This window comes from Pseudomonas sp. OG7 (genome assembly GCF_014192825.1).
In the GTDB taxonomy this organism is placed as follows: domain Bacteria; phylum Pseudomonadota; class Gammaproteobacteria; order Pseudomonadales; family Pseudomonadaceae; genus Aquipseudomonas; species Aquipseudomonas monteilii.
The window spans coordinates 119,020-142,453 of record NZ_JACHYK010000004.1 but is presented as its reverse complement, the minus strand read 5'-3'; the positions used below and the strand labels follow the sequence as shown (position 1 = coordinate 142,453).

At 62.8% G+C, this 23,434-nt stretch carries 24 protein-coding genes; 16 read left to right on the top strand and 8 right to left on the bottom strand.

Going from position 1 to position 23,434, the window contains the following annotated elements:
• Positions 1-10 precede the first annotated feature (10 nt).
• From FHW75_RS11465 to FHW75_RS11450, 4 genes are all read right to left on the bottom strand, one after another.
• On the bottom strand, positions 11-490 hold the full coding sequence (locus FHW75_RS11465; RefSeq protein ID WP_019096997.1) for a CS1 type fimbrial major subunit: 480 nt from the start codon (positions 488-490) through the stop codon (positions 11-13).
• 194 nt (positions 491-684) lie between these two features.
• Positions 685-2,349, bottom strand: coding sequence for a cation acetate symporter (locus FHW75_RS11460; protein WP_016715536.1), 1,665 nt, complete (start codon positions 2,347-2,349; stop codon positions 685-687).
• On the bottom strand, positions 2,346-2,657 hold the full coding sequence (locus tag FHW75_RS11455) for a DUF485 domain-containing protein (protein WP_016715535.1): 312 nt from the start codon (positions 2,655-2,657) through the stop codon (positions 2,346-2,348). Before FHW75_RS11455 ends, FHW75_RS11460 begins: the two co-directional genes overlap by 4 nt.
• 242 nt (positions 2,658-2,899) lie before the next feature.
• On the bottom strand, positions 2,900-3,760 hold the full coding sequence (locus tag FHW75_RS11450; RefSeq protein ID WP_183673663.1) for a glycine betaine ABC transporter substrate-binding protein: 861 nt from the start codon (positions 3,758-3,760) through the stop codon (positions 2,900-2,902).
• A gap of 197 nt (positions 3,761-3,957) precedes the next feature.
• Here FHW75_RS11450 and FHW75_RS11445 point away from each other — a divergent pair, with 197 nt between their 5' ends.
• The gene (locus FHW75_RS11445; protein WP_025754904.1) at positions 3,958-5,523 is read left to right on the top strand and encodes a beta-1,6-glucan synthase; all 1,566 of its coding nucleotides are present in this window, start codon (positions 3,958-3,960) and stop codon (positions 5,521-5,523) included.
• 76 nt (positions 5,524-5,599) lie between these two features.
• On the opposite strand, the gene FHW75_RS11440 is transcribed toward FHW75_RS11445, so the two are convergent.
• Positions 5,600-5,953, bottom strand: a complete 354-nt coding sequence (locus FHW75_RS11440) for a hypothetical protein (protein ID WP_016715532.1) — start codon at positions 5,951-5,953, stop codon at positions 5,600-5,602.
• Positions 5,954-6,143: 190 nt separating this feature from the next.
• On the opposite strand from FHW75_RS11440, the gene FHW75_RS11435 reads away from it, so the two are divergent.
• Together FHW75_RS11435 and FHW75_RS11430 are read left to right on the top strand one after the other, a co-directional pair.
• The gene (locus FHW75_RS11435; protein WP_016715531.1) at positions 6,144-7,442 is read left to right on the top strand and encodes a serine protein kinase PrkA; all 1,299 of its coding nucleotides are present in this window, start codon (positions 6,144-6,146) and stop codon (positions 7,440-7,442) included.
• Positions 7,435-8,259: a VacJ family lipoprotein gene (locus FHW75_RS11430; protein WP_183673661.1), complete on the top strand. Its 825-nt coding sequence runs from the start codon at positions 7,435-7,437 to the stop codon at positions 8,257-8,259. The genes FHW75_RS11435 and FHW75_RS11430 overlap by 8 nt, the downstream gene beginning before the upstream one ends.
• Before the next feature lie 54 nt (positions 8,260-8,313).
• Here FHW75_RS11430 and FHW75_RS11425 read toward each other — a convergent pair whose 3' ends face one another.
• Positions 8,314-9,462: a patatin-like phospholipase family protein gene (locus FHW75_RS11425; protein WP_183673659.1), complete on the bottom strand. Its 1,149-nt coding sequence runs from the start codon at positions 9,460-9,462 to the stop codon at positions 8,314-8,316.
• A 25-nt stretch (positions 9,463-9,487) separates the two neighbouring features.
• A complete protein-coding gene (locus tag FHW75_RS11420; protein WP_183673657.1) occupies positions 9,488-10,423 on the bottom strand; it encodes a lipid A biosynthesis lauroyl acyltransferase in 936 nt (311 codons plus the stop codon).
• Positions 10,424-10,534: 111 nt separating this feature from the next.
• Here FHW75_RS11420 and minC point away from each other — a divergent pair, with 111 nt between their 5' ends.
• From minC to FHW75_RS11385, 7 genes are all read left to right on the top strand, one after another.
• The gene (minC, locus tag FHW75_RS11415; RefSeq protein WP_019097103.1) at positions 10,535-11,296 is read left to right on the top strand and encodes a septum site-determining protein MinC; all 762 of its coding nucleotides are present in this window, start codon (positions 10,535-10,537) and stop codon (positions 11,294-11,296) included.
• A 109-nt stretch (positions 11,297-11,405) separates the two neighbouring features.
• Positions 11,406-12,218, top strand: a complete 813-nt coding sequence (gene minD, locus FHW75_RS11410) for a septum site-determining protein MinD (protein ID WP_019097102.1) — start codon at positions 11,406-11,408, stop codon at positions 12,216-12,218.
• Between the two features lie 3 nt (positions 12,219-12,221).
• The gene (gene minE / locus FHW75_RS11405; protein ID WP_003252572.1) at positions 12,222-12,476 is read left to right on the top strand and encodes a cell division topological specificity factor MinE; all 255 of its coding nucleotides are present in this window, start codon (positions 12,222-12,224) and stop codon (positions 12,474-12,476) included.
• A gap of 151 nt (positions 12,477-12,627) precedes the next feature.
• Positions 12,628-13,263, top strand: coding sequence for an RluA family pseudouridine synthase (locus tag FHW75_RS11400; protein ID WP_011532730.1), 636 nt, complete (start codon positions 12,628-12,630; stop codon positions 13,261-13,263).
• A 107-nt stretch (positions 13,264-13,370) separates the two neighbouring features.
• A complete protein-coding gene (locus tag FHW75_RS11395) occupies positions 13,371-14,660 on the top strand; it encodes a M18 family aminopeptidase (protein WP_016715525.1) in 1,290 nt (429 codons plus the stop codon).
• Positions 14,661-14,786: 126 nt separating this feature from the next.
• A complete protein-coding gene (locus FHW75_RS11390; RefSeq protein WP_016715524.1) occupies positions 14,787-14,954 on the top strand; it encodes a hypothetical protein in 168 nt (55 codons plus the stop codon).
• Positions 14,955-14,998: 44 nt separating this feature from the next.
• The gene (locus FHW75_RS11385) at positions 14,999-17,152 is read left to right on the top strand and encodes a mechanosensitive ion channel family protein (protein WP_183673654.1); all 2,154 of its coding nucleotides are present in this window, start codon (positions 14,999-15,001) and stop codon (positions 17,150-17,152) included.
• A 3-nt stretch (positions 17,153-17,155) separates the two neighbouring features.
• On the opposite strand, the gene FHW75_RS11380 is transcribed toward FHW75_RS11385, so the two are convergent.
• Entirely contained in the window at positions 17,156-17,869 is a 714-nt protein-coding gene (locus FHW75_RS11380; RefSeq protein WP_016715522.1) for a UTRA domain-containing protein, read from the bottom strand.
• A gap of 328 nt (positions 17,870-18,197) precedes the next feature.
• On the opposite strand from FHW75_RS11380, the gene FHW75_RS11375 reads away from it, so the two are divergent.
• From FHW75_RS11375 to FHW75_RS11350, 6 genes are all read left to right on the top strand, one after another.
• On the top strand, positions 18,198-19,256 hold the full coding sequence (locus FHW75_RS11375) for an ABC transporter substrate-binding protein (RefSeq protein ID WP_016715521.1): 1,059 nt from the start codon (positions 18,198-18,200) through the stop codon (positions 19,254-19,256).
• A gap of 84 nt (positions 19,257-19,340) precedes the next feature.
• Complete coding sequence (locus FHW75_RS11370) at positions 19,341-20,147, top strand: alkaline phosphatase family protein (protein WP_027609476.1); 807 nt, start codon at positions 19,341-19,343, stop codon at positions 20,145-20,147.
• Positions 20,144-20,974: an ABC transporter permease subunit gene (locus FHW75_RS11365; RefSeq protein ID WP_016715519.1), complete on the top strand. Its 831-nt coding sequence runs from the start codon at positions 20,144-20,146 to the stop codon at positions 20,972-20,974. Before FHW75_RS11370 ends, FHW75_RS11365 begins: the two co-directional genes overlap by 4 nt.
• On the top strand, positions 20,964-21,758 hold the full coding sequence (locus tag FHW75_RS11360) for an ABC transporter permease (protein WP_027609474.1): 795 nt from the start codon (positions 20,964-20,966) through the stop codon (positions 21,756-21,758). Before FHW75_RS11365 ends, FHW75_RS11360 begins: the two co-directional genes overlap by 11 nt.
• A 1-nt stretch (position 21,759) precedes the next feature.
• Positions 21,760-22,749, top strand: a complete 990-nt coding sequence (locus FHW75_RS11355) for an ABC transporter ATP-binding protein (RefSeq protein ID WP_016715517.1) — start codon at positions 21,760-21,762, stop codon at positions 22,747-22,749.
• Positions 22,750-22,763: 14 nt separating this feature from the next.
• On the top strand, positions 22,764-23,417 hold the full coding sequence (locus tag FHW75_RS11350) for an HAD family phosphatase (protein WP_019097097.1): 654 nt from the start codon (positions 22,764-22,766) through the stop codon (positions 23,415-23,417).
• The last annotated feature ends 17 nt before the right edge of the window (positions 23,418-23,434 follow it).

Sequence of the window (23,434 nt, the reverse complement as noted above, 5' to 3'; positions counted from 1 at the left end):
GGGGGCGGAATCAGGGCGCAGCGGTTTCGAAGATCATGCTCACCAAGCCTTGGTAGTTGCCTGGCTCATACCCGGTCGAGGGGGCCGCCTGGGCCGCGACGTTGAAACCGACGGTGGCGCCCGAGGCCGCTTGCGCAGCGCTGACGACCTCAGCTGGCGTTGTCTTCAGGACGGTATCGCCCACTGTCACGTCCAGGCCGATGTTGTGGGTACCGCTGGCGATCACTGCCGGCGATACCAGGTAGGCAGTGATCGGGCCGACGGTGCTCTTGACCTGCAGTTCCTTGCGGATCGGGTCGAGTTTTTGCTGATAGGAGTTCCAGACCATTTCTTGCGGATCGTTCATCCAGTTGCCGCCGACTGGCTCGACGAAGAAGGCATCGGTCGGCACCTGCGCGACGATTTGCACTTGCTTCTCGATAGGGTCAACGGCAAAGGCGGCACCGGCAAACAGCAGGGTCAGGGGCAGGGCAAGCAGCGAACGTTTCACGGGGGGCTATCTCCTTGATAAGGTAATGCCTACCGGACTTTTCCGGTGAGCAAGGAGATTGTTCAACTTTGCAGCTCGCCGCTAACTAGGACCGTTCCGAACGGGCTTCGGAAATTTCCCAACGACTTGAAAGACGATCAGCCAGAAACGACAACGCCCCGACTGGCGGGGCGTTGTGTATCAGCGTTCAAGCGTTAGTGAGACACCGCCCCACTGGCACCCAGGCCCGTTTGCGAACGCACGAACTGCGGGTAGAACAGCGCACGTTCGTCGTCAGCCGCCTTGGACTTGTCGGTGACCGAAAAGAACCAGATGCTGACGAAGGCAATGGCCATCGAGAACAGCGCCGGGTACTCGTACGGGTAGATGGCTTTCTCGTGGCCGAGGATCTGCACCCAGATGGTCGGGCCGAGGATCATCAGCGTCACCGCACTCACCAGGCCCAGCCAGCCGCCAATCATGGCGCCGCGGGTGGTGAGCTTTTTCCAGTACATCGAAAGCAGCAGCACCGGGAAGTTGCAGCTGGCCGCGATGGAGAACGCCAGGCCCACCATGAAGGCGATGTTCTGCTTCTCGAACAGGATACCCAGGCCGATCGCCAGCACGCCCAGGGCGACGGTGGTGATCTTCGATACGCGGATCTCGTCCTTGTCGTTGGCCTTGCCCTTGCGCCATACGCTGGCGTACAGGTCGTGGGACACCGCCGAGGCACCGGCCAGGGTCAGGCCGGCAACCACCGCCAGGATGGTGGCGAAGGCGACCGCCGAAATGAAGCCCAGGAACACGCTGCCACCCACGGCATTGGCCAGGTGCACCGCCGCCATGTTGTTACCACCCAGCAGGGCGCCAGCGGCGTCCTTGAAGTCCGGGTTGGTGCTGACCAGCAGGATGGCGCCAAAGCCGATGATGAAGGTGAGGATGTAGAAGTAGCCGATGAAGCCAGTGGCGTACAGCACGCTCTTGCGGGCTTCCTTGGCGTCACTGACGGTGAAGAAGCGCATCAGGATGTGCGGCAGGCCTGCGGTACCGAACATCAGCGCCAGGCCCAGCGAGAACGCCGAGATCGGGTCTTTGACCAGGCCACCCGGGCTCATGATCGCTTCGCCCTTGGCGTGTACCTTGATGGCTTCGGAGAACAGGGTGTTGAAGTCGAAGCCCACGTGTTTCATGACCATCAGCGCCATGAAGCTGGCACCGGACAGCAGCAGCACGGCCTTGATGATCTGTACCCAGGTGGTGGCCAGCATGCCGCCGAACAGCACGTACAGGCACATCAGGATACCCACCAGGATAACCGCCACGTGGTAGTCCAGGCCGAACAGCAGCTCGATCAGCTTGCCGGCACCGACCATCTGGGCGATCAGGTAGAACGCCACCACCACCAGCGAACCGGACGCCGACAGGGTGCGGATTTCCTTTTGCCCGAGGCGGTACGAGGCCACGTCGGCGAAGGTGTACTTGCCCAGGTTGCGCAGGCGTTCGGCAATCAGGAAGAGGATGATCGGCCAGCCGACCAGGAAACCGATGGAGTAGATCAGGCCATCGTAGCCAGAGGTGAACACCAGCGCGGAAATACCCAGGAACGAGGCGGCCGACATGTAGTCGCCGGCAATTGCCAGGCCGTTCTGGAAGCCAGTGATCTTGCCGCCGGCAGCGTAGTAGTCCGACGCTGACTTGTTGCGCTTGGACGCCCAGTAGGTGATGCCGAGGGTGAAGGCGACAAAGGCCACGAACATGGCAATGGCGGAAACGTTCAGCGGTTGTTTCTGCACCTCGCCGGTCAGGGCATCGGCAGCCCACACGGCGGGTGCGAAGGCTCCGCAGGCCAGTACGGCCAGGGTTTTGGCGTGGCGAATCATTGTTGCGCCTCCTTCAGGATGGCCTTGTTCAGCTCATCGAATTCGCCGTTGGCGCGGCGTACGTAGATGGCGGTCAGGACGAATGCCGAAACGATCAGGCCGACGCCCAGGGGAATGCCCCAGGTAATCGACGACTCAGGGCTGAGCTTGGCGCCCAGTACTTGAGGACCGTAGGCAATCAGGAGGATGAAGGCGCAGTAAAGGCCGAGCATGATCGCCGAGAGAATCCAGGCGAACCGTTCGCGTTTGGTGACCAGCTCCTTGAAACGGGGGCTGTTTTGTATCGAGAGGTAAATGCTGTCGTTCATTGTTTTTGTCCTAGCAGCACAGGTAGGGGATGAAACCCACGCCCTTACTTTATGCGGCTGTTGGACGGCAACCAGACGACCTTAGTCTTAGATGCAACGGTGTTTTACCGGATTTGAAACAAAGAGCTGAATGGGTGAGGGCTGAAAGGTGCTTGCCGTTGCTCTTTCAGCGCCTGCAAGATCGAGCGCCGCCCGCGCGGCGCTCGATCTCACAGGCGCTGAAAGTACAACGCCAAGCGCATTTACTTGCCAGTCCACTCCTTCACGCGATCAGGGTGCTTGGCCACCCAATCCTTGGCCGCTGCTTCAGGCTTGGCCCCTTCCTGGATCGCCAGCATCACCTCGCCAATCTCGTCTTTGGACTGCCAGTTGAACTTCTTCAGGAACTCCGCCACTTCCGGCGCCTTGGTCGCCAGTTCCTTGCTGCCGATGCTGTTCACGGTTTCCGCCGCGCCATACACGCCTTTCGGGTCTTCGAGGAACTTCAGCTTCCACTTGGCGAACATCCAGTGCGGTACCCAGCCAGTGACCGCAATCGACTGCTGCTTGGCATAGGCACGGCCCAGCTCTGCGGTCATGGCCGCGCCGGAGCTTGCCTGCAGCTTGTAGCCAGTCAGGTCGTAGTCCTTGATGGCCTGGTCGGTCTTGAGCATTACGCCGGAGCCGGCGTCGATGCCGACAATCTTCTGCTTGAAGCTGCTGTCGGTCTTGAGGTCGGCAATGCTCAACGCCTTGACGTACTCGGGCACGATCAGGCCGATCTTGGCGTCCTTGAAGTTAGGGCCGTAGTCGACCACGTTGTCCTTGTTCTTGGCCCAGTACTCGCCATGGGTGACGGGCAACCAGGCCGACAACATGGCATCGAGCTTGCCGGTTGCCACACCCTGCCACATGATGCCCGTGGCCACGGCCTGCAACTTCACGTCGTAGCCGAGCTTCTGCTTGATCACTTCTGCAGCCACGTTGGTGGTGGCCACGCTGTCGGCCCACCCATCCACGTAACCGATGCTTACTTCTTTGGCCATTGCCTGTGCAGCGCTCATGGCCATTACCAGGGCGGTGCCCACACCCAGTAAACGTCGCATTCTTTTTATCGCAGCCATCAAAGCATCCCCTCGTCAGGTCTAGGAGATTGCATCATCTGCCTGCAACACCGGGCGACCTGATCCAGCTGCGACCTGTACCCGCCCCATATGCGACAGCACTGTGCCATTAGCGCCATCGGCTTACGCCGACCTGCGCGATCCTTGCATGCCAAAGCTTTGGCGCCGGGCTACTATCTACCCTTTTGCGCCTGACGATGGACCGCCCGATGCCCAGCTCTGCCCGCCTGCTGTTGCCGTTGTACCTGCTTGCCTGCCTGTTGGCCCTGCTCGGGCTTGCAGGGCTCTGGTACGGGCTTGGCAAGCCGGTTCACCTGCCGGATGCGGCCAGCCCGTCGCACAAGTTGCAATGCGCGTCCTACACGCCGTTCGACAAGGACCAATCGCCCTACGACCAGCCGTTTCGCCTGCGCCCGGCGCGGATGGACGCCGACCTTGCTTTGCTGGCTGAGCGATTCCAGTGCATCCGTACCTATTCCATGACCGGTCTTGAGGCAATCCCCGCGCTGGCGCGCAAGCATGGCCTGAAAGTGATGCTCGGTGCCTGGGTTAACGCCCACCCGGCCGATACCGACAGGGAAATCGACCTGCTGATTGCCACCGCCAACGCCAACCCGGATGTGGTCAGCGCGGTGATCGTCGGCAACGAAACCTTGCTGCGCAAAGAGGTGACCGGCGCACACCTGGCCACGCTGATCGCCCGTGTGAAGAGCCAGGTGAAGGTGCCGGTGACCTACGCGGATGTATGGGAGTTCTGGCTGCAGCACCCGCAGGTAGCGCCGCAGGTGGACTTCTTGACTATCCACCTCTTGCCCTACTGGGAAGACGACCCTCGCGGTATCGACGAAGCCTTGGCCCATGTGGCCGATGTGCGCAGGGTGTTCGGCACACGCTTCGCACCCAAAGACATCCTGATCGGCGAAACCGGCTGGCCCAGCGAAGGCCGCCAGCGCGAAACCGCAGTGCCCAGCCGGGTCAACGAGGCGCGTTTCATTCGCGGTTTTGTGGCCATGGCTGAGAGCAACGGCTGGCGCTACAACCTGATCGAAGCATTCGACCAACCCTGGAAACGTGCCAACGAGGGGGCCGTCGGCGGTTACTGGGGGCTTTACGATGCAGACCGGCAGGACAAGGGCGTGCTGGAGGGGCCGGTGAGCAACCTGCATTACTGGCCGCAGTGGTTGCTGGCCAGTGCATTGTCGATGCTGGCCATGCTGTTACTTGCCGGGCGCCCCGCAACGGTTCAGGCAGCCTTGCTGCTGCCATTGCTGGCAGCGTTTGGCACCGGATGCCTGGGGTTGTGGGGTGAGCTGATGCGCACCCATGCGCGCTTTGCCGGGGAGTGGGTATGGGCGGTGGCGCTGGCCGGGTTGAACCTGCTGGTGCTGGCCCACGCGCTGCTGGCCTTGGCGCAGCGGGCCGGTTGGCGCGAGCGCCTGTTCGCCTGGCTGCAGGCACGGGCAGGCTGGCTGTTGCTGGCGGCGGGCTTCGCCGCAGCGGTGAGCATGCTGGCGATGGTGTTCGACCCTCGCTACCGCAGCTTCCCCAGTGCGGCGCTGGCGTTGCCGGCGCTGGTGTATGTGCTGTGGCCGGTGCGGGCACGGCGGGCAGAGGTGGCGTTGCTGGCGTTCATTGTCGGGGCCGGGGTGGCGCCGCAGTTGTTCGTGGAAGGGCTGGAGAACCAGCAGGCTTGGGGTTGGGCGGTGGTGAGCGTGCTAATGACCGCGGCTTTGTGGCGCAGCTTGCGGCTGCGTCCGGCTTGATTGTTGAGGGGGCGCGCAGATCGAGCGCCGCCCCAACCCCAGTACCCAAGGCATGCACCTTTGAGCCCCACCGCAATTACCGAACCAACCGCAACCCCGCCAGGACCAGCGCAAACACCGCAATGCTGGCGGTATACAGCACCAGCGCTGGTACCGCAAAAACCAAGGCCAGCACCGCCAGCCACCCGCCGGTGCGGCCGGTCACCACCTGCGCCAACAGCGCAAGGCCCAGCCCAGACCAGGCCATCACCTGATGGTGAATGCCCAACCCCAACAACGACCGGACCTCACACTGCCAGTACGCCGCGGGTGTCGTGCACAACCCCACCCACTGCCCGTCCTCCATCAAGCCGTAACGCACGCCATAACTGGCTGCAAGCCACAGCCCAAGAAACAGCACAAGCAGCGCAGCCGGCAGCGTACGAGACATCCCGTTCTCCAATAGCGGTAATCGAAAGCATCCATGATCGCTTATGCCCCGATGTAAGGCAAAATCACAACCCTGCAGCTATGTTGCAGATAACAGGCACACCAAAGGCCACCGCGCCAGGCAACTTTGCCCGCGTTGATGTGGTCCTAGCCTGCACACCGCTCGACCTTGCGTTCTTTTGGGGGACTACATGCTTCGATCTTTGCGCCTCGCTGCCCTGCTCGGCAGCCTGCTCATGGCTGCGGCCGCTTCGGCGCGGGATATCGACGCCGCCAGCTACGGCTTCCCTTTGACCAACCCGTTCGAGGCCACCATCGCCACCACGCCGCCGGACCAGCGCCCTACCCTGCCCAGCGACGACGAAATCAACCAGTCCGACTACAGCCTCAACCTGCGCCCGGAGCGCGAGTTCACCCTGCCCGACAACTTCTGGGCAGTGAAAAAACTCAAGTACCGCCTGGCCCGCCAGGACCGCGAGGCGCCGCTGATCTTCATCATCGCGGGCACCGGCGCACCGTACACCAGCAGCATCAACGAATACCTGAAAAAGCTGTTCTACCAGGCCGGTTTCCACGTAGTGCAATTGTCGTCGCCCACCAGCTACGACTTCATGAGCGCCGCTTCGCGCTTTGCCACCCCCGGTGTCAGCAAGGACGACGCCGAAGACATGTACCGGGTGATGCAAGCCGTGCGCGCGCAGCACCCGCGCCTGCCAGTCAGTGACTTCTACCTCACCGGCTATAGCCTGGGTGCGCTGGATGCGGCCTTCGTCAGCCACCTGGACGAAACCCGCCGCAGCTTCAACTTCAAGCGCGTGCTGCTGTTGAACCCACCGGTCAACCTGTACACCTCGATCAACAACCTGGACAAGCTGGTGCAAACCCAGGTCAAGGGCATCGACCGCAGCACCACCTTCTACGAGCTGATGTTGCAGAAGCTCACGCGCTACTTCCAGGACAAGGGCTACATCGACCTCAATGACGCCCTGCTGTACGACTTCCAGCAGTCGCGCCAGCACTTGTCCAATGAACAGATGGCCATGCTGATCGGCACCTCGTTCCGCTTCTCGGCGGCCGACATTGCCTTTACCTCCGACCTGATCAACCGCCGCGGCCTGATCATTCCGCCGAAGTTCCCGATCACCGAGGGCAGTAGCCTCACGCCGTTCTTCAAACGTGCCCTGCAGTGCGACTTCGACTGCTACATGACCGAGCAGGTGATCCCCATGTGGCGCGCCCGCACCGACGGCAACAGCATCCTGCAACTGGTCAATCAGGTAAGCCTGTATGCCCTGGAAGACTACCTGCGCAGCAGCGACAAGATTGCCGTGATGCACAACGCTGACGACGTCATCCTTGGCCCCGGCGATATCGGCTTCCTGCGCAAGGTGTTTGGTGACCGGCTGACCCTTTATCCCCATGGCGGCCATTGCGGCAACCTCAATTACCGCGTCAACAGTGACGCCATGCTGGAGTTCTTCCGTGGTTAACAAACTCCTCTTCGCCACTGCCCTGCTTGCCGCCGGCCACGCGCTGGCCGCCGAAACCGCCCCACGGGCCAGCGTGGTCGAAGCCGACCCTCAGGTGACTGCCACACCGCTGGCGCCCGAAGCAGACGGCTTTCTCGACCCGCTGCGCGAGTTGAAATTCAACCCCGGGCTGGACCAGCGCGAGTTCGAGCGCTCTACCCTGGAGGCGCTGAACGTGTACGACCCGCTGGAGTCGATCAACCGGCGCATCTACCACTTCAACTACCGCCTGGACCAATGGGTGCTGCTGCCGCTGGTGAGTGGCTACCAGTACGTCACCCCGCGCTTCGTGCGTACCGGGGTGAGCAACTTCTTCAACAACATCGGTGATGTGCCGAACCTGTTCAACAGCGTACTGCAGCTGAAAGCCAAGCGTTCGGCGGAGATCACGGCGCGGCTGATGTTCAACACCATCATTGGTGTGGGTGGGCTATGGGACCCGGCGACCAGCATGGGCCTGCCGCGCCAGAGCGAAGACTTCGGCCAGACCCTGGGGTTCTATGGTGTGCAAGACGGGCCGTACCTGATGCTGCCGGTGCTGGGGCCATCGAACCTGCGCGATACCACCGGGCTGGTGGTTGACTATGCGGGCGAGCAGGCCATCAACTACCTGAATATGGCCGAAGCCAGCACCGACCACCCGGAAATCTTTGCCTTGCAGGTGGTGGACAAGCGCTATACCACCAAATTCCGCTATGGGCAGCTGAACTCGCCGTTCGAGTATGAAAAGGTGCGGTATGTGTATACCCAGGCGCGCAAGTTGCAGATAGCCGAGTGAACCTGTGCCGGCCCTTTCGCGGGTTCACTTGCGAAAGGGCCAGTGCAGGCAACATCAAACCCCCAGGAACTGACACAACTCCCGCTTCTTGGCCAGAGCATCCCGCCGCCCCAGCTCGATCAGCTCACTGCAATAGCTCGCCTCGAACAGCAAATAGCTCAACACCCCCGCCCCGCTGGTCCGCGTCGCCCCCGGCCCACGCAGGAACAAGCGCAACGCCGCCGGCAGCTCACGCCGGTGCCGCGCGGCAATCTCGTCCAGCGGCTGGCTGGGCGCCACCACCAGTACATCGATCGGCGCCAGCCCCAGGCGACGGGCGTCCAGGTGCGCCGGCAACAGCCGGCTGAGGTGGTTGAGCCGCTGCAGCAGTTCGATATCGTCTTCCAGGCTATCAATGAACGTGCTGTTGAGCATGTGCCCGCCAATCTGTGCCAGGCTCGGCTGCTGCCCGCTGAACACCCGCTGGGTCGGCAACGGTGGTGCCGGCCGCTGCGGGTTGCCGCTGACCCCGACCACCAGCACCCGGCTGGCGCCCAGGTGCAAGGCCGGGCTGATAGGCGCCGACTGGCGTACTGCGCCGTCGCCGTAAAACTCATCGCCCAGTTGCACCGGGGCAAACAGCAGCGGAATTGCCGCGCTGGCCAGCAGGTGGTCGATGGTCAGCTGCGTGGGTAGGCCGATGCGGCGATGGCGCAGCCAGGCCTCGATGCTGCCACGGCCCTGGTAGAAGGTGACCGCCTGACCAGACTCGTAGCCAAAGGCCGTGATTGCCACGGCGCGCAACTGCCCGGCGACCAGGGAATGGCCAATGCCGTCCAGGTTCAGGTGTGCTTCCAGCAAGCCTCGCAATGGACTGCTGTCCAGCAGCGCCACGGGTGCCGGGCCACCAATACCTAGCAGGTTGTGGCCAACGAAGCGACTGGCCTGGCGCACCACGCCGGGCCAGTCGCTGCGAATGACCTGGTGGCTGCGAAAGTTCTGCCAGAAGGTGGTAAGCCGTTGCACCGCATCGTTGAAGTGAGTGGCACCGCTGGCCAGGGTAACCGCGTTGATGGCCCCGGCAGACGTGCCGACGATGACCGGAAAGGGGTTGTGCGCACCGGCAGGCAGCAACTCGGCGACGCCGGCCAGTACGCCGACCTGATAGGCAGCGCGGGCGCCACCGCCAGAAAGGATAAGACCGGTTACCGGAGGTGGGGCCATGGCATCCTTCCTGGTTCAGCTGTTTTCAGCGCTTTTTCTTGTCATACAACCGCGGCGCACCCTCAGGCCGCGACTTGAACCGGCGGTGCGCCCACAAGTATTGCTCAGGGCACTCGCGCAACACACTTTCAACCCACTGGTTGATGCGCAGGCAATCAGCCTCTTCACTCTCGCCAGGGAAGTCTTCCAATGGCGGGTGGATCACCAGCCGATAGCCGCTGCCATCCTCCAGGCGCCTCTGGGTGAACGGAATCACCTGCGCCTTGCCCAGCCGGGCAAACTTGGTAGTGGCGGTTACCGTCGCTGCCGGGATACCGAACAGCGGCACGAAAATGCTTTGCTTGGCGCCGTAGTCCTGATCCGGTGCGTACCAGATCGCGCGGCCCGAACGCAGCAGCTTGAGCATGCCGCGCACGTCCTCGCGCTCCACCGCCAGCGAGTCGAGGTTATGCCGCTCACGCCCACTGCGCTGGATGAAGTCGAACAGCGCATTGCCATGTTCGCGGTACATACCGTCGATGGTGTGCTGCTGGCCCAGCAGCGCCGCGCCGATTTCCAGCGTGGTGAAGTGCACCGCCATCAGAATGGCGCCCTGCCCCGCCTGCTGGGCGGCCTGCAGATGCTCCAGCCCTTCGACATGGGCCAGGCGCGCCAGCCTGGCCTTGGGCCACCACCAGCTCATGGCCATTTCGAAGAAGGCGATACCGGTGGACGCAAAATTGGCCTTGAGCAAACGCTGCCGTTCGTCGACCGACAGCTCCGGGAAACACAGCTCCAGGTTGCGTGCGGCAATGCGCCGACGCTCACCGGCAAAGTGATACATCACGGCACCCAACCCGGCACCGATTTTCAACAGCACCCGGTACGGCAACTGGACCACCAGCCACAGCAGGCCCAGGCCCAGCCACAGGCCCCAGAACTTGGGGTGAAGGTAATAGGGACAAAAACGCGGGCGTTCCATTGAAGCATCCGGAAAGACAAAGGCCGCGCATTCTACAACGGATCAGTGCATGTTGCGGGCAACCGGTGTTCTCGTTATAAGTCAGGGCACTTTTTTCGCAACAAGCCGTCTATGCAGACCATGAGCCCAAACCACACACCCGACACCGCCTCCGTGTTCCAGCTCAAGGGCAGCATGCTCGCCATTACCGTACTGGAACTGGCGCGCAATGACCTTGAAGCCCTCGACCGCCAGCTGGCGGCCAAAGTCGCCCAGGCACCGAATTTCTTCAGCAACACGCCGCTGGTGCTGGCGCTGGACAAACTGCCAGCCGACGAAGGGGCAATCGACCTGCCCGGCTTGATGCGGATCTGCCGCCACCACGGCTTGCGTACCCTGGCCATCCGCGCCAACCGCATCGAGGACATCGCCGCCGCCATCGCCATCGACCTGCCGGTACTGCCGCCTTCCGGCGCCCGCGAGCGGCCACTGGAGCCAGAGCCCGAGGTGGTCAGGAAGCCCGAGCCGGCCCCGGCACCACCACCGGCACCGGAACCCGAAGTGCGCCCGACCCGCATCATTACCTCGCCGGTACGCGGCGGCCAGCAGATCTACGCCCAAGGTGGCGATCTGATCGTTACCGCTTCGGTCAGCCCGGGTGCGGAACTTCTGGCCGATGGCAACATCCATGTGTACGGCGCCATGCGCGGCCGCGCCCTGGCCGGCATCAAAGGTAACACCAAGGCGCGTATCTTCTGCCAGCAGATGACCGCCGAAATGGTCTCGATCGCCGGCCAGTACAAGGTCTGCGAAGACCTGCGCCGCGACCCGCTGTGGGGCACCGGCGTGCAAGTCAGCCTGTCTGGTGACGTGTTGAACATCACCCGTCTTTAACGGATACTTGCCAGCATTTTTAGAGCAACTTTTTTACCGTTGCCGTTATTTAAGCTATTTCAGTTATTTGCAGGGACCCGTGTCCCGACTATTTTAGGGGTGAAACACCTTGGCCAAGATTCTCGTGGTTACTTCCGGCAAGGGGGGTGTGGGCAAGACCACCACCAGCGCCGCCATTGGTACCGGCCTCGCACTGCGTGGCCACAAGACCGTCATCGTCGACTTCGACGTGGGCCTGCGTAACCTCGACCTGATCATGGGCTGCGAGCGCCGCGTGGTGTACGACTTCGTCAACGTGGTCAACGGCGAAGCCAACCTGCAACAGGCCCTGATCAAGGACAAGCGCCTCGAGAACCTGTACGTGCTGGCCGCCAGCCAGACCCGTGACAAGGACGCGCTGACCCAGGAAGGCGTTGAAAAGGTGCTGATGGAGCTGAAGAAAGACTTCGAATTCGTCATCTGCGACTCGCCAGCCGGTATCGAAAAAGGCGCGCACCTGGCCATGTACTTCGCCGACGAAGCCATCGTGGTCACCAACCCGGAAGTGTCCTCGGTACGTGACTCCGACCGCATGCTGGGCATCCTGTCGAGCAAGTCGCGCCGCTCCGAAAACGGCGAAGAGCCGATCAAGGAACACCTGCTGATCACCCGCTACCACCCCGAGCGTGTGGAAAAGGGCGAAATGCTGAGCATCGCCGACGTCGAAGAAATCCTGGCGATCAAGCTCAAGGGCGTGATCCCCGAGTCCCAGGCCGTGCTGAAGGCTTCCAACCAGGGTATCCCGGTCATCCTCGACGACCAGAGCGATGCCGGCCAGGCCTACAGCGATACCGTCGACCGTCTGCTGGGCAAAGAGAAGCCCCTGCGGTTCATCGAAGTGCCGAAGCAAGGATTCTTCGCGCGCCTGTTTGGAGGCAAGTAAACCATGAACCTTTTTGACTTCTTTCGTGGCAGACAGAAACAGACCAGCGCGTCGGTAGCGAAAGAGCGTCTACAGATCATCGTGGCGCACGAGCGCGGCCAACGCAGCGAACCGGATTACCTGCCGGCGCTGCAGAAAGAACTGCTGGAAGTCATCCGCAAGTATGTGAACATCGGCAACGATGATGTGCATATCGAGCTGGAAAACCAGGGCAGCTGCTCGATTCTGGAGCTGAACATCACCCTGCCGGATCGCTGATCTGGCTGAAAGCCGGGGCTGCTTCGCAGCCCATTCGCGGCACAAGGCCGCTCCTACAAGGGATCGCGTTCCCCTGTAGGAGCGGCCTTGTGCCGCGAATGGGCCGCAAAGCGGCCCCGCTTTTTTCTCCCGATTTAATAGAGACCAAGCAATGCCGCTGTCCAACATCCAGATCCTGCACGAAGACGCCGCCATCCTGGTCATCAACAAACCGACCCTGCTGCTGTCGGTGCCCGGCCGCGCCGAAGACAACAAGGACTGCCTGATCACCCGCCTGCAGGAAAACGGCTACCCCGATGCACTGATCGTGCACCGCCTGGACTGGGAAACCTCCGGCATCATCCTGCTGGCCCGCGATGCCGACAGCCACCGCGAGCTGTCCCGCCAGTTTCACGACCGCGAAACCGAAAAGGCCTACACCGCGTTGTGCTGGGGCCAACCGGCGCTGGACAGCGGCAGCATCGACCTGCCACTGCGCTACGACCCGCCAACCAAGCCACGGCATGTGGTGGACCACGAGCAGGGCAAGCATGCGCTGACTTTCTGGCGCATCGTCGAGCGCTGTGGTGATTACTGCCGGGTGGAATTGACGCCGATTACCGGGCGTTCGCACCAGTTGCGCGTGCACATGCTGTCGATCGGGCATCCGCTGCTGGGTGACCGGCTGTATGCCAACCCCGAAGCACTGGCGGCACATGAGCGGCTGTGCCTGCATGCCTCGATGCTGAGCTTCACCCACCCGGTGTCCGGGGAGCGGTTGAAGTTCGAGTGCCCTGCACCTTTCTGATTTCTGCGTGGCTGCACCTGCCTCTTCGCGGGCGAGCCCGCGAGGAGGCAGACACAATTTGTCGACTTAATACGCTAAACTCGCGCCACTGCTGTCTGGAGTGAGCTATGCGCGACGCACTGAATTCTGGCCTTATCGACTTCCTCAAGGCCTCCCCCACGCCCTTCCACGCCACCGCCAGCCTGGCCCAGCGCCTGGAAGCGGCCGGCTACCAGCGCCTGGACGAGCGTGACAGCTGGGCCACCGTGCCTGGCGGCCGCTATTACGTCACCCGTAACGACTCCTCGATCATCGCCATCAAGCTGGGCAAGCAAGCCCCCCTGCTGAACGGCATCCGTATGGTCGGCGCCCACACCGACAGCCCGTGCCTGCGGGTGAAACCGCAGCCCGAGCTTCAGCGCCAGGGCTTCCTGCAACTGGGTGTCGAGGTGTATGGCGGTGCCCTGCTGGCGCCGTGGTTCGACCGCGACCTGTCGCTGGCCGGGCGCGTTACCTACCGCCGTGACGGCAAGGTTGAAAGCCAGCTGATCGACTTCAAGCTGCCGATCGCGATCATCCCCAACCTGGCCATTCACCTGAACCGCACCGCCAATGAAGGCTGGGCGATCAACCCGCAGAACGAGCTACCGCCCATCCTCGCCCAGGTGGCCGGAGACGAGCGCATCGACTTCCGCGCCCTGCTCACCGAGCAACTGGCCCGCGAGCACGAGCTGATCGCCGACGTAGTGCTGGATTACGAGCTGAGCTTCTACGACACCCAGGATGCTGCACTGGTCGGCCTGAACGGCGACTTCATCGCCGGCGCCCGCCTGGACAACCTGCTGTCGTGCTACGCCGGCCTGCAAGCCTTGCTGGCCGCCGACAGTGATGAAACCTGCGTGCTGGTGTGCAACGACCACGAAGAAGTCGGCAGCTGCTCGGCCTGCGGCGCCGATGGCCCGATGCTGGAGCAGACCCTGCAGCGCCTGCTGCCGGATGGCGACGCCTACGTGCGCACCATTCAGCGCTCGCTGATGGTGTCGGCGGACAACGCCCACGGCGTGCACCCCAACTACGCCGACAAGCACGACGGCAACCACGGGCCCAAGCTGAACGCTGGGCCTGTGATCAAGGTGAACAACAACCAGCGCTACGCCACCAACAGCGAAACCGCCGGGTTCTTCCGCCACCTGTGCATGGCCGAGGAAGTGCCGGTGCAGAGCTTTGTGGTGCGCAGCGACATGGGCTGTGGTTCGACCATCGGGCCGATTACCGCCAGCCACCTGGGTGTGCGCACGGTGGACATCGGGCTACCGACCTTTGCCATGCATTCGATTCGTGAACTGTGCGGCAGCCATGACCTGGCGCACCTGGTGAAGGTGCTGACTGCCTTCTACCGTAGCCGCGAGTTGCCTTGATGTACACAGGTCCGGCCTCTTCGCGGGTTTAGCCGCGAAAGGGCCGGACCTGCTCAAGGTCAATCCCGCCTCGCTTGCCAAGCGCTATGCTTGATACATGGCCCCATTGCAAAAGGATTGCTGTCCATGTCCCCGTTTCTGTCCCTGTTCGTGCCGGTGTTCCTGTTCCTGATGCTGCTGACCATCGGCTTCAGCATGCGCGAACGCAATATCGGCGTACTGATGATGTGGATCGGCACCTTGGGTATCTTCGGCCTCACCTGCTGGAAGATCCTTGAGAAACTGCCGTCATAAACCTCTACACTCGGTCAATCGTTTGACCTGAGGTAGATTTGCCAGTGCCTGCCCTCCTGCGTTACCTGTTCCTGCTGCTGTTGCTGTTCATCACCCCGGTACAGGCGGCGGGCCTGCCTGGCCTGCTGGGTGGCAGTGCGCCTGCGCAACCGGAGGCCACCGAGCCGCTGGGCAAGTCGCTGGACGAGGTGATCAAGAACCTCGAAAACGACCAACAGCGGGCCAAGCTGCTGGCCGACCTGAAAAAGCTGCGCGACGCGACCAGGCAGTCGCAACCCAGCGTCGAACAGGGCGTACTCGGGCTGATCGGCGGCGCCCTGCATGACTTCGAAAAACAGTTCAGCGGCGACGCCAGCCCGTTCCACCGCTGGGCGGCGGAAATCGAACAGGCCCAGGCGGAACTGACCGAACTGATGGTGCCGGTGCACCAGTGGCCAGCCATCCTGTTCGGCTTTGCCGCCGTCATTGCCGTGTGGAGTGTGCTGGCCTATGCCTTCAACTGGGTCGGCCACCGGATACGCCTGCGCTTTGGCCTGAGCGAAGAACTGCCGCAGCACCCGCGCACCTGGGACCTGGTGCGCTTTGCCTTGCGCAAGCTCGGCCCATGGCTGGTGGCGCTGGTATTCACCGTTTACCTGAGCTTCGTGCTGCCGCCGTCGCTGGGCAAATCGCTGGCCATGGTGCTGGCCTACGCGCTGGTCGTGGGCACTTGCTTCTCGGCCATCTGCGTCATCGCCTTTTCGCTGCTGGACGGCCCGCACCGCCACCGCGCCCTGCACATCCTGCGGCGCCAGGCGTTCCGCCCGTTGTGGCTGATCGGCAGCTTCGCTGCGTTTGGCGAGGCCATGAGCGACCCGCGCATGCTGGTTGCACTGGGTACCCACCTGGCCCATGCCTTGGCCACCTTGGCCAACGTCACCGCTGCGCTGTGCACCGGGCTGTTCATCCTGCGCTTTCGCCGCCCCATCGCCCACCTGATCCGCAACCAGCCGCTGTCGCGGCGCCTGACCCGGCGCACCCTGAGCGACACCATCGAGATTCTCGGCAGCTTCTGGTTCATTCCGGCACTGATTCTGGTGGCCATTTCGCTGTTCGCCACCTTCGTCTCGGCGGGCGACACCAGCACCGCCCTGCGCCAGTCACTGATGTGCACGGTACTGGTGGTGGTGTGCATGGTGCTGAACGGCCTGGTACGCCGCCATGCGGCCAACCCCAAACGTGCCAACAAGCGCCAGGCCGTGTATGCCGAGCGCCTGCGCAACTTTGGCTACCTGCTGGTACACCTGTTCATCTGGCTGGTATTCATCGAGCTGGGCCTGCGCGTGTGGGGCCTGTCGATGATCAGCTTCGCAGAGGGCGATGGCCACGACATCAGCCTGCGCCTGCTGGGCCTTGCCGGCACACTGATCGTCGCCTGGCTGGTGTGGATCCTTGCCGACACCGCCGTGCACCATGCCCTGGTGCGCTCGCGCCGGGGCCTGGCCAACGCCCGTGCGCAAACCATGATGCCGTTGATCCGCAACGTGATGTTCGTGATCATCTTCATCATCGCGGTGATCGTCGCCCTGGCCAACATGGGCATGAACGTCACCCCGCTCCTGGCCGGTGCCGGTGTGATCGGCCTGGCCATCGGTTTTGGCGCACAGTCGCTGGTGGCGGACCTGATCACCGGGCTGTTCATCATCATCGAGGACTCGCTGGCCATCGACGACTACGTGGACGTGGGCGGGCACCTGGGCACGGTGGAGGGGCTGACCATTCGTACCGTGCGCCTGCGGGACATTGACGGCATCGTGCATACCATCCCGTTCAGCGAGATCAAGAGCATCAAGAACTACTCGCGGGAGTTTGGCTATGCGATTTTCCGCGTGGCGATTCCGCACAGCATGAACATCGACCAGGCGATCACGCTGATTCGGGAAGTGGGGCAAAAACTGCGCAATGACCCGCTGATGCGCCGCAACATCTGGTCGCCACTGGAACTGCAAGGGGTGGAGAGTTTCGAGTCGGGGTCGGCGATCTTGCGGGCGCGGTTCAAGACGGCGCCGATCAAGCAGTGGGAAGTGTCGCGGGCCTTCAACCTGGCGCTGAAGCGGCAGCTGGATGAGGCAGGGCTGGACTTGGCGACACCACGGTTGTCGGTACAGGTGGTGACTGCGGGTGGTGGTGGAATGGCGCAATCAGGCGCCTCCAGCTAGGGCCTACCCCACCACGGCACGAATGCGGATGGCATCATGCCGCCAATACTCCAGGTCACAGTCGATCAGATGCCCATGCTGGTCGCTGTTGACGCGGGTGATGTGCAGCCCCGGGCTGCCCGTCGACACCTTCAACGCCCCCGCCGCCTCCACCGGCAACGCCGTCGGCAGGATCTCGAAGCACACCTGCCCGTACCGGATGCCATACACCCGCCCATATATCTCGGTAAGCGATTGCGCCAGGTCCTGTTCGAGAATCCCCGGAAAGTAACGGGGGTTGAGGTAATGCTCGGCATACAGCACCGCCCGCCCATCGATCCGCCGTAACCGGCAGATACGCACCACACTGGACAAGGCCGGAAGCTGCAAGCGTGCACAGATGGCCGCCGAGGCTGGCTGCAAGCGCGCCGACAGCAGCTCGGTACTGGCCACCCGCCCCTGGTCGCGCACCATGGCATGGAAGTGACTGCGTTCGATCAGGTCGTAGGTCAGCCGCTCGGGCGCAACGAACCAGCCGCGGCGTTCTTCACGGTAGATCAGGCCTTGGGCCTCCAGCTGCGCCAGTGCCTCACGCAGGGTGATCCGCGTCGTGTCGAACACCTCACTGAGTTTGCGCTCGGCCGGCAGCTTGCCCCCCGGGGCCAGCAGGCCGTGCTCGATCTGCTCCTGCAGGGCATGGCAGATGGCTGTTACCGCACGCGGTGGCATCGACTGCATCAAAGGTTACCTATCTGGACTAGTCCAGCCCCAGAACAGGGCACTTGGAGAATAGTGCAAGCCTAGGCAGGGCTGATGAACATCCCGTGACAACGCTGCAACCGTGCTGTTGCCAGAATCGGGCCAGCCCAGCAAAACCGGGGGGTCACCATGGTCTACGCTGTAGAGCCAAGGGCCTTTGACACGCTGAACGCGCCCTTCCCTACATCAAACTGTCACGCAAGCGGCCTACCTTGGCTCAAGGTTTGCTGACCTAGACCAAAGGTTCCAGGCAACGGCTTCACTCATAACAACGATCGTAAAAAGGCACCCACCCAAGGAGCTACGGATGAAAAAGTTGTTCATGGCGTCACTGCTCGGTTCGGCCATCGCGTTCTGCACCTCGGCCATGGCCGCGGACCTCAAGGCCCTGGAAGACGCCGCCCGCAAGGAAGGCACCGTCAACAGCGTGGGCATGCCCGATGCCTGGGCCAACTGGAAAGGCACCTGGGAAGACCTGGCCAGCAAGTACGGCCTCAAGCACAGCGACACCGACATGAGCTCGGCGCAGGAAATCGCCAAGTTCGAAGCCGAGAAGGACAACGCCAGCGCCGACATCGGCGACGTGGGTGCCGCCTTCGGCCCCATCGCCGTGACCAAGGGCGTCAGCCAGCCGTACAAGCCCAGCACCTGGGACCAGGTACCGGAGTGGGCCAAAGACAAGGACGGCCACTGGGCGCTGGCCTATACCGGCACCATTGCGTTCATCATCAACAAGGACCTGGTGAAGGAAGGCGAACGCCCAACCTCCTGGCATGACCTGGAAAAAGGCAAGTACAAGGTGGCCATCGGTGACGTCGGCACCGCCGCACAGGCTGCCAACGGTGTACTGGCGGCGGCCATTGCCTATAAGGGCGACGAAACCAACGTGGCCCCGGGCCTGCAGCTGTTCACCAAACTGGCCCAGCAGAAGCGCCTGTCGCTGGCCAACCCGACCATCCAGACCATCGAGAAGGGCGAGGTCGAGGTCGGCGTGGTGTGGGACTTCAACGGCCTGAGCTACCGCGAGCAGATCGACCCCAAGCGTTTCGAAGTGCTGATCCCGTCGGACGGTACGGTGATCTCCGGCTATACCACCATCATCAACAAGTACGCCAAGCACCCCAATGCAGCCAAGCTGACGCGTGAATACATCTTCAGCGATGCCGGGCAGATCAACCTGGCCAAGGGGCATGCCCGGCCGATCCGTGCCGAGCACCTGACGCTGCCGGCGGATGTGCAAGCCAAGTTGCTGCCGAACGAGCAGTACAAGGCGGCTCAGCCGATCAAGAATGCCGAAGCCTGGGAAGCCACCTCGAAGAAACTGCCGCAGATGTGGCAGGAGCAAGTGATCATCGAGATGGAGTAAAAGGCGAGCTTTTGTAGTGCCTGATCCGGCTTCTTCGCGGGTAAATCCGCGAAGAAGCCAACGCGGTTTATGACTGGAGCCACCATGCAACACAATGTCATCCTGGTCCTGCTGGACGGTCTCAACTACCAGGTCGCCCACCATGCCATGGGCCACTTGCACGCCTACGTCGAGGCCGACCGCGCCGCGCTGTACCGCGTGGAATGCGAACTGCCGTCGCTGTCGCGGCCGCTGTACGAGTGCATCCTCACCGGCGTGCCCCCCATCGACAGCGGCATCGTGCACAACAACGTCAACCGCCTGTCCAACCAGCGCAGTGTGTTCCACTACGCCCGCGAGGCCAATCTGGGCACCGCAGCAGCGGCCTATCACTGGATGAGCGAGCTGTATAACCGCTCACCCTTCGACCCGCAGCGCGACCGCCACACCCACGCGCCGAAACTGCCGATCCAGCATGGGTTGTTCTACTGGGACGACCGCTACCCCGATTCGCACCTGCTGGCCGACGGTGAATACCTGCGCCGCCGCCACGCCCCCAACTTCCTGTTGGTGCACCCGATGAGCATCGACGACGTCGGCCACCGCCACGGCCTGGACAGCAGCCAGTACCGCAACGCCGCACGCAGTGCTGACATCCTGCTGGCCGACTACCTGCCAGGCTGGCTGGAAGAGGGTTACCAGGTGCTGGTCACCGCCGACCACGGCATGAACAATGACCGCTCGCACAATGGGCTGCTGACCGAAGAGCGCGAAGTGCCGCTGTTCGTCTTTGGCGACGCCTTCAGCCTGGACCCGGCGGCCAAGCCGCTGCAGACCGAGCTGTGCGGGACCATCTGTGAACTGCTGGGTGCCGCGCACGACAAAACGGTGTGCCGGGAGTTGCTCAAGTGAACCGTGGCCGCTATCTGGCCCTGCTCTGCCTGCTGCCGTTCGCCGTGTTCTTCGTCATCTTCCAGGTCGCCCCGCTGGTCTGGGTGGCGATCAACAGCGTGCAATCGGAAGCCGGCTGGGGCGTCGAAAACTTCAGCAAGGTCTTCAGCTCGAAGTTCTACCTGCAAGCCCTGCAACGCAGCCTGGAGATCAGCTTCTGGTCGAGCCTGTTCGGCATCGTCATCGCCACCCTCGGCGCCTACTCGCTGCGCCAGGTGGACTCGAAACTGCGCGACTTCGTCAGCGCCTTCGCCAACATGACCAGCAACTTTGCCGGGGTGCCGCTGGCGTTCGCCTTCATCATCCTGCTCGGTTTCAATGGCGCACTGACCCTGCTGCTGAAGCAAGTCGGCCTGCTGGAAGACTTCAGCATCTATTCCAAAAGCGGGCTGATCCTGGTGTACACCTACTTCCAGATCCCGCTGGGTGTGTTGCTGCTGTACCCCGCCTTCGACGCCCTGCGTGAAGACTGGCGCGAGTCGGCCGCGCTGCTGGGCGCCAGCCACTGGCAATACTGGCGGCACATCGGCCTGCCAGTACTCACCCCGGCACTGCTGGGCACCTTCGTCATCCTGCTGGCCAACGCCTTGGGGGCCTATGCCACCGTGTACGCGTTGACCACCGGCAATTTCAACGTACTGCCGATCCGCATCGCCGGCCTGGTGGCCGGCGACATCAGCCTCGACCCCAACCTGGCCAGCGCCCTGGCGATGGTGCTGGTGGGGCTGATGACGCTGGTCACGGTGGTACACCAATGGCTGTTGAAGAGGAGCTACCATGCGCGCTGACGCCCGTTCCGGCGGCTGGTACCACCGCGCCGTGGTCTACCTGCTGTTCCTGATCCTGCTGCTGCCACTGGCCGGCACCCTGCTCTACTCGCTGGCCACCAGCTGGTCTGCCAGCCTGCTGCCCAGCGGCCTGACCCTGAAATGGTATGCGGCGCTGTGGAGCGAGCCACGCTTCCTGGCCGCTTTCGCCCAGTCGTTGCTGGTGTGCGTGGGCGCACTGCTGCTGTCGGTGGTGCTGATTCTGCCGCTGCTGTTCGTGGTGCATTATCACTTTCCCAGGCTGGACGCGCTGATGAACATTCTCATCCTGCTGCCCTTCGCGGTGCCACCGGTAGTGTCGTCGGTGGGGCTGCTGCAGCTGTACGGCAGCGGGCCGATGGCCATGGTCGGCACGCCGTGGATCCTGATCGGCTGCTACTTCACCATCGCCCTGCCGTTCATGTACCGGGCCATCACCAACAACCTGCAAGCCATCAACCTGCGCGACCTGATGGACGCTGCCCAACTGCTGGGCGCCAGCACCTGGCAGGCCGCGCTGCTGGTGGTGCTGCCGAACCTGCGCAAGGGCCTGATGGTGGCGTTGCTGCTGTCGTTTTCGTTCCTGTTTGGCGAGTTCGTGTTCGCCAACCTGCTGGTCGGCACCCGTTACGAGACCCTGCAGGTGTACCTGAACAACATGCGCAACAGCAGCGGCCATTTCAACAGCGCGCTGGTGATCTCCTACTTCGCCTTTGTGCTGGTACTGACCTGGGTCGCCAACCGCCTGAACAAGGACAAGACCTGACATGAGCTTCGTCAGCGTACAGAAACTGCAAAAAAGCTACGCCGGCAGCCCGGTGTTCGAGAACATCGACTGCCACATCGAACGCGGCGAGTTCGTCACCCTGCTGGGCCCATCCGGTTGCGGCAAGTCCACCTTGCTGCGCTGCATCGCCGGGCTGACCCCGGTGGACAGCGGGCAGATCCTGCTCGACGGCCACGACATCGTGCCCGTGAGCCCGCAAAAGCGCGGCATCGGCATGGTGTTCCAGAGCTATGCGCTGTTCCCCAACATGACCGTGGAGCAGAACGTGGCCTTTGGCCTGCGCATGCAGAAGGTCAAGGCCGACGAAAGCCAGGTAAGGGTGCGCGAGGCACTGGACCTGGTGGAGCTGGGCAGCTTTGCCGGGCGTTACCCGCACCAGTTGTCTGGCGGCCAATGCCAGCGCGTGGCCCTGGCCCGTTCGCTGGTCACCCGCCCTCGCCTGCTGCTGCTGGACGAGCCGCTGTCGGCACTGGATGCACGTATTCGCAAGCACCTGCGTGAGCAGATCCGGGCCATCCAGCGCGAGCTGGGGCTGACCACCATCTTCGTCACCCACGACCAGGAAGAAGCGCTGACGATGTCCGACCGCATCTTCCTGATGAACCAGGGACGCATCGTCCAGAGCGGTGATGCCGAAACCCTCTATACCGCGCCGGTGGACCTGTTTGCCGCCGGCTTTATCGGCAACTACAACCTGCTCGATGCCGACAGCGCCAGCCGCCTGCTGCAACGCCCGGTGGCCAGCCGCCTGGCGATCCGCCCGGAGTCGATCACACTGGGCATACACGGCGAACTGGACGCTCAGGTACGCAGCCACAGCTTGCTGGGCAACGTGATCCGCTACCGCGTGCAAGTGCGCGACGTGGAGCTGGTGGTCGACGTGCTCAACCGCTCGCCGGCCGACCTGCACGCGGATGGAAAACGGGTAAGCTTGTCGATCGACCCCACGGCGCTGCGGGAAGTGGCCTAAGGAGATTCAACACAATGGCACTGGCAATTTTCGATCTGGACGAAACCCTGATCCACGGCGACTGTGCATCGCTGTGGAGCGAGCAGATGGCCCGGCTGGGCTGGGTCGACGGCAAGGACTTCCTGCGCCGCGACCGTGAACTGATGGAAGCCTACGGCAAGGGCCACCTGCAGATGGAGGACTACATGGCCTTCAGCCTGGAGCCGATGGCCGGGCGTACCCTGGAAGAAGTCGAGCACCTGGTTGAGCCGTGGGTTGAAGAGGTGATCGAGCCGATCATCTATGGCGACGCCTGCCGCTGCATTGCCGAACACCGCAAGCGCGGGGACCGCATCCTGATCATTTCCGCTTCGGGTACGCACCTGGTCGGGCCGATTGCGGCTCGCCTGGGGGTGGACGAATATCTGGCGATCGAGCTGGAGGCGGTGAACGGGGTGTATACCGGCAAGACCCATGGGGTGCTGACGTATCGCGAAGGCAAGATTACGCGGCTGCTGGAGTGGCTGGATCAGGAACAGGAGAACCTGGAGGGGGCGAGTTTCTATTCCGATTCACGCAATGATTTGCCATTGCTGCTGAAGGTGGACCATCCGCATGTGGTGAACCCGGATGCGGTGTTGCGGGAGCATGCCCAGACCAATCGCTGGCCGATTCTGAGCTGGACTTGAGGGCCATGGGGGCTGCT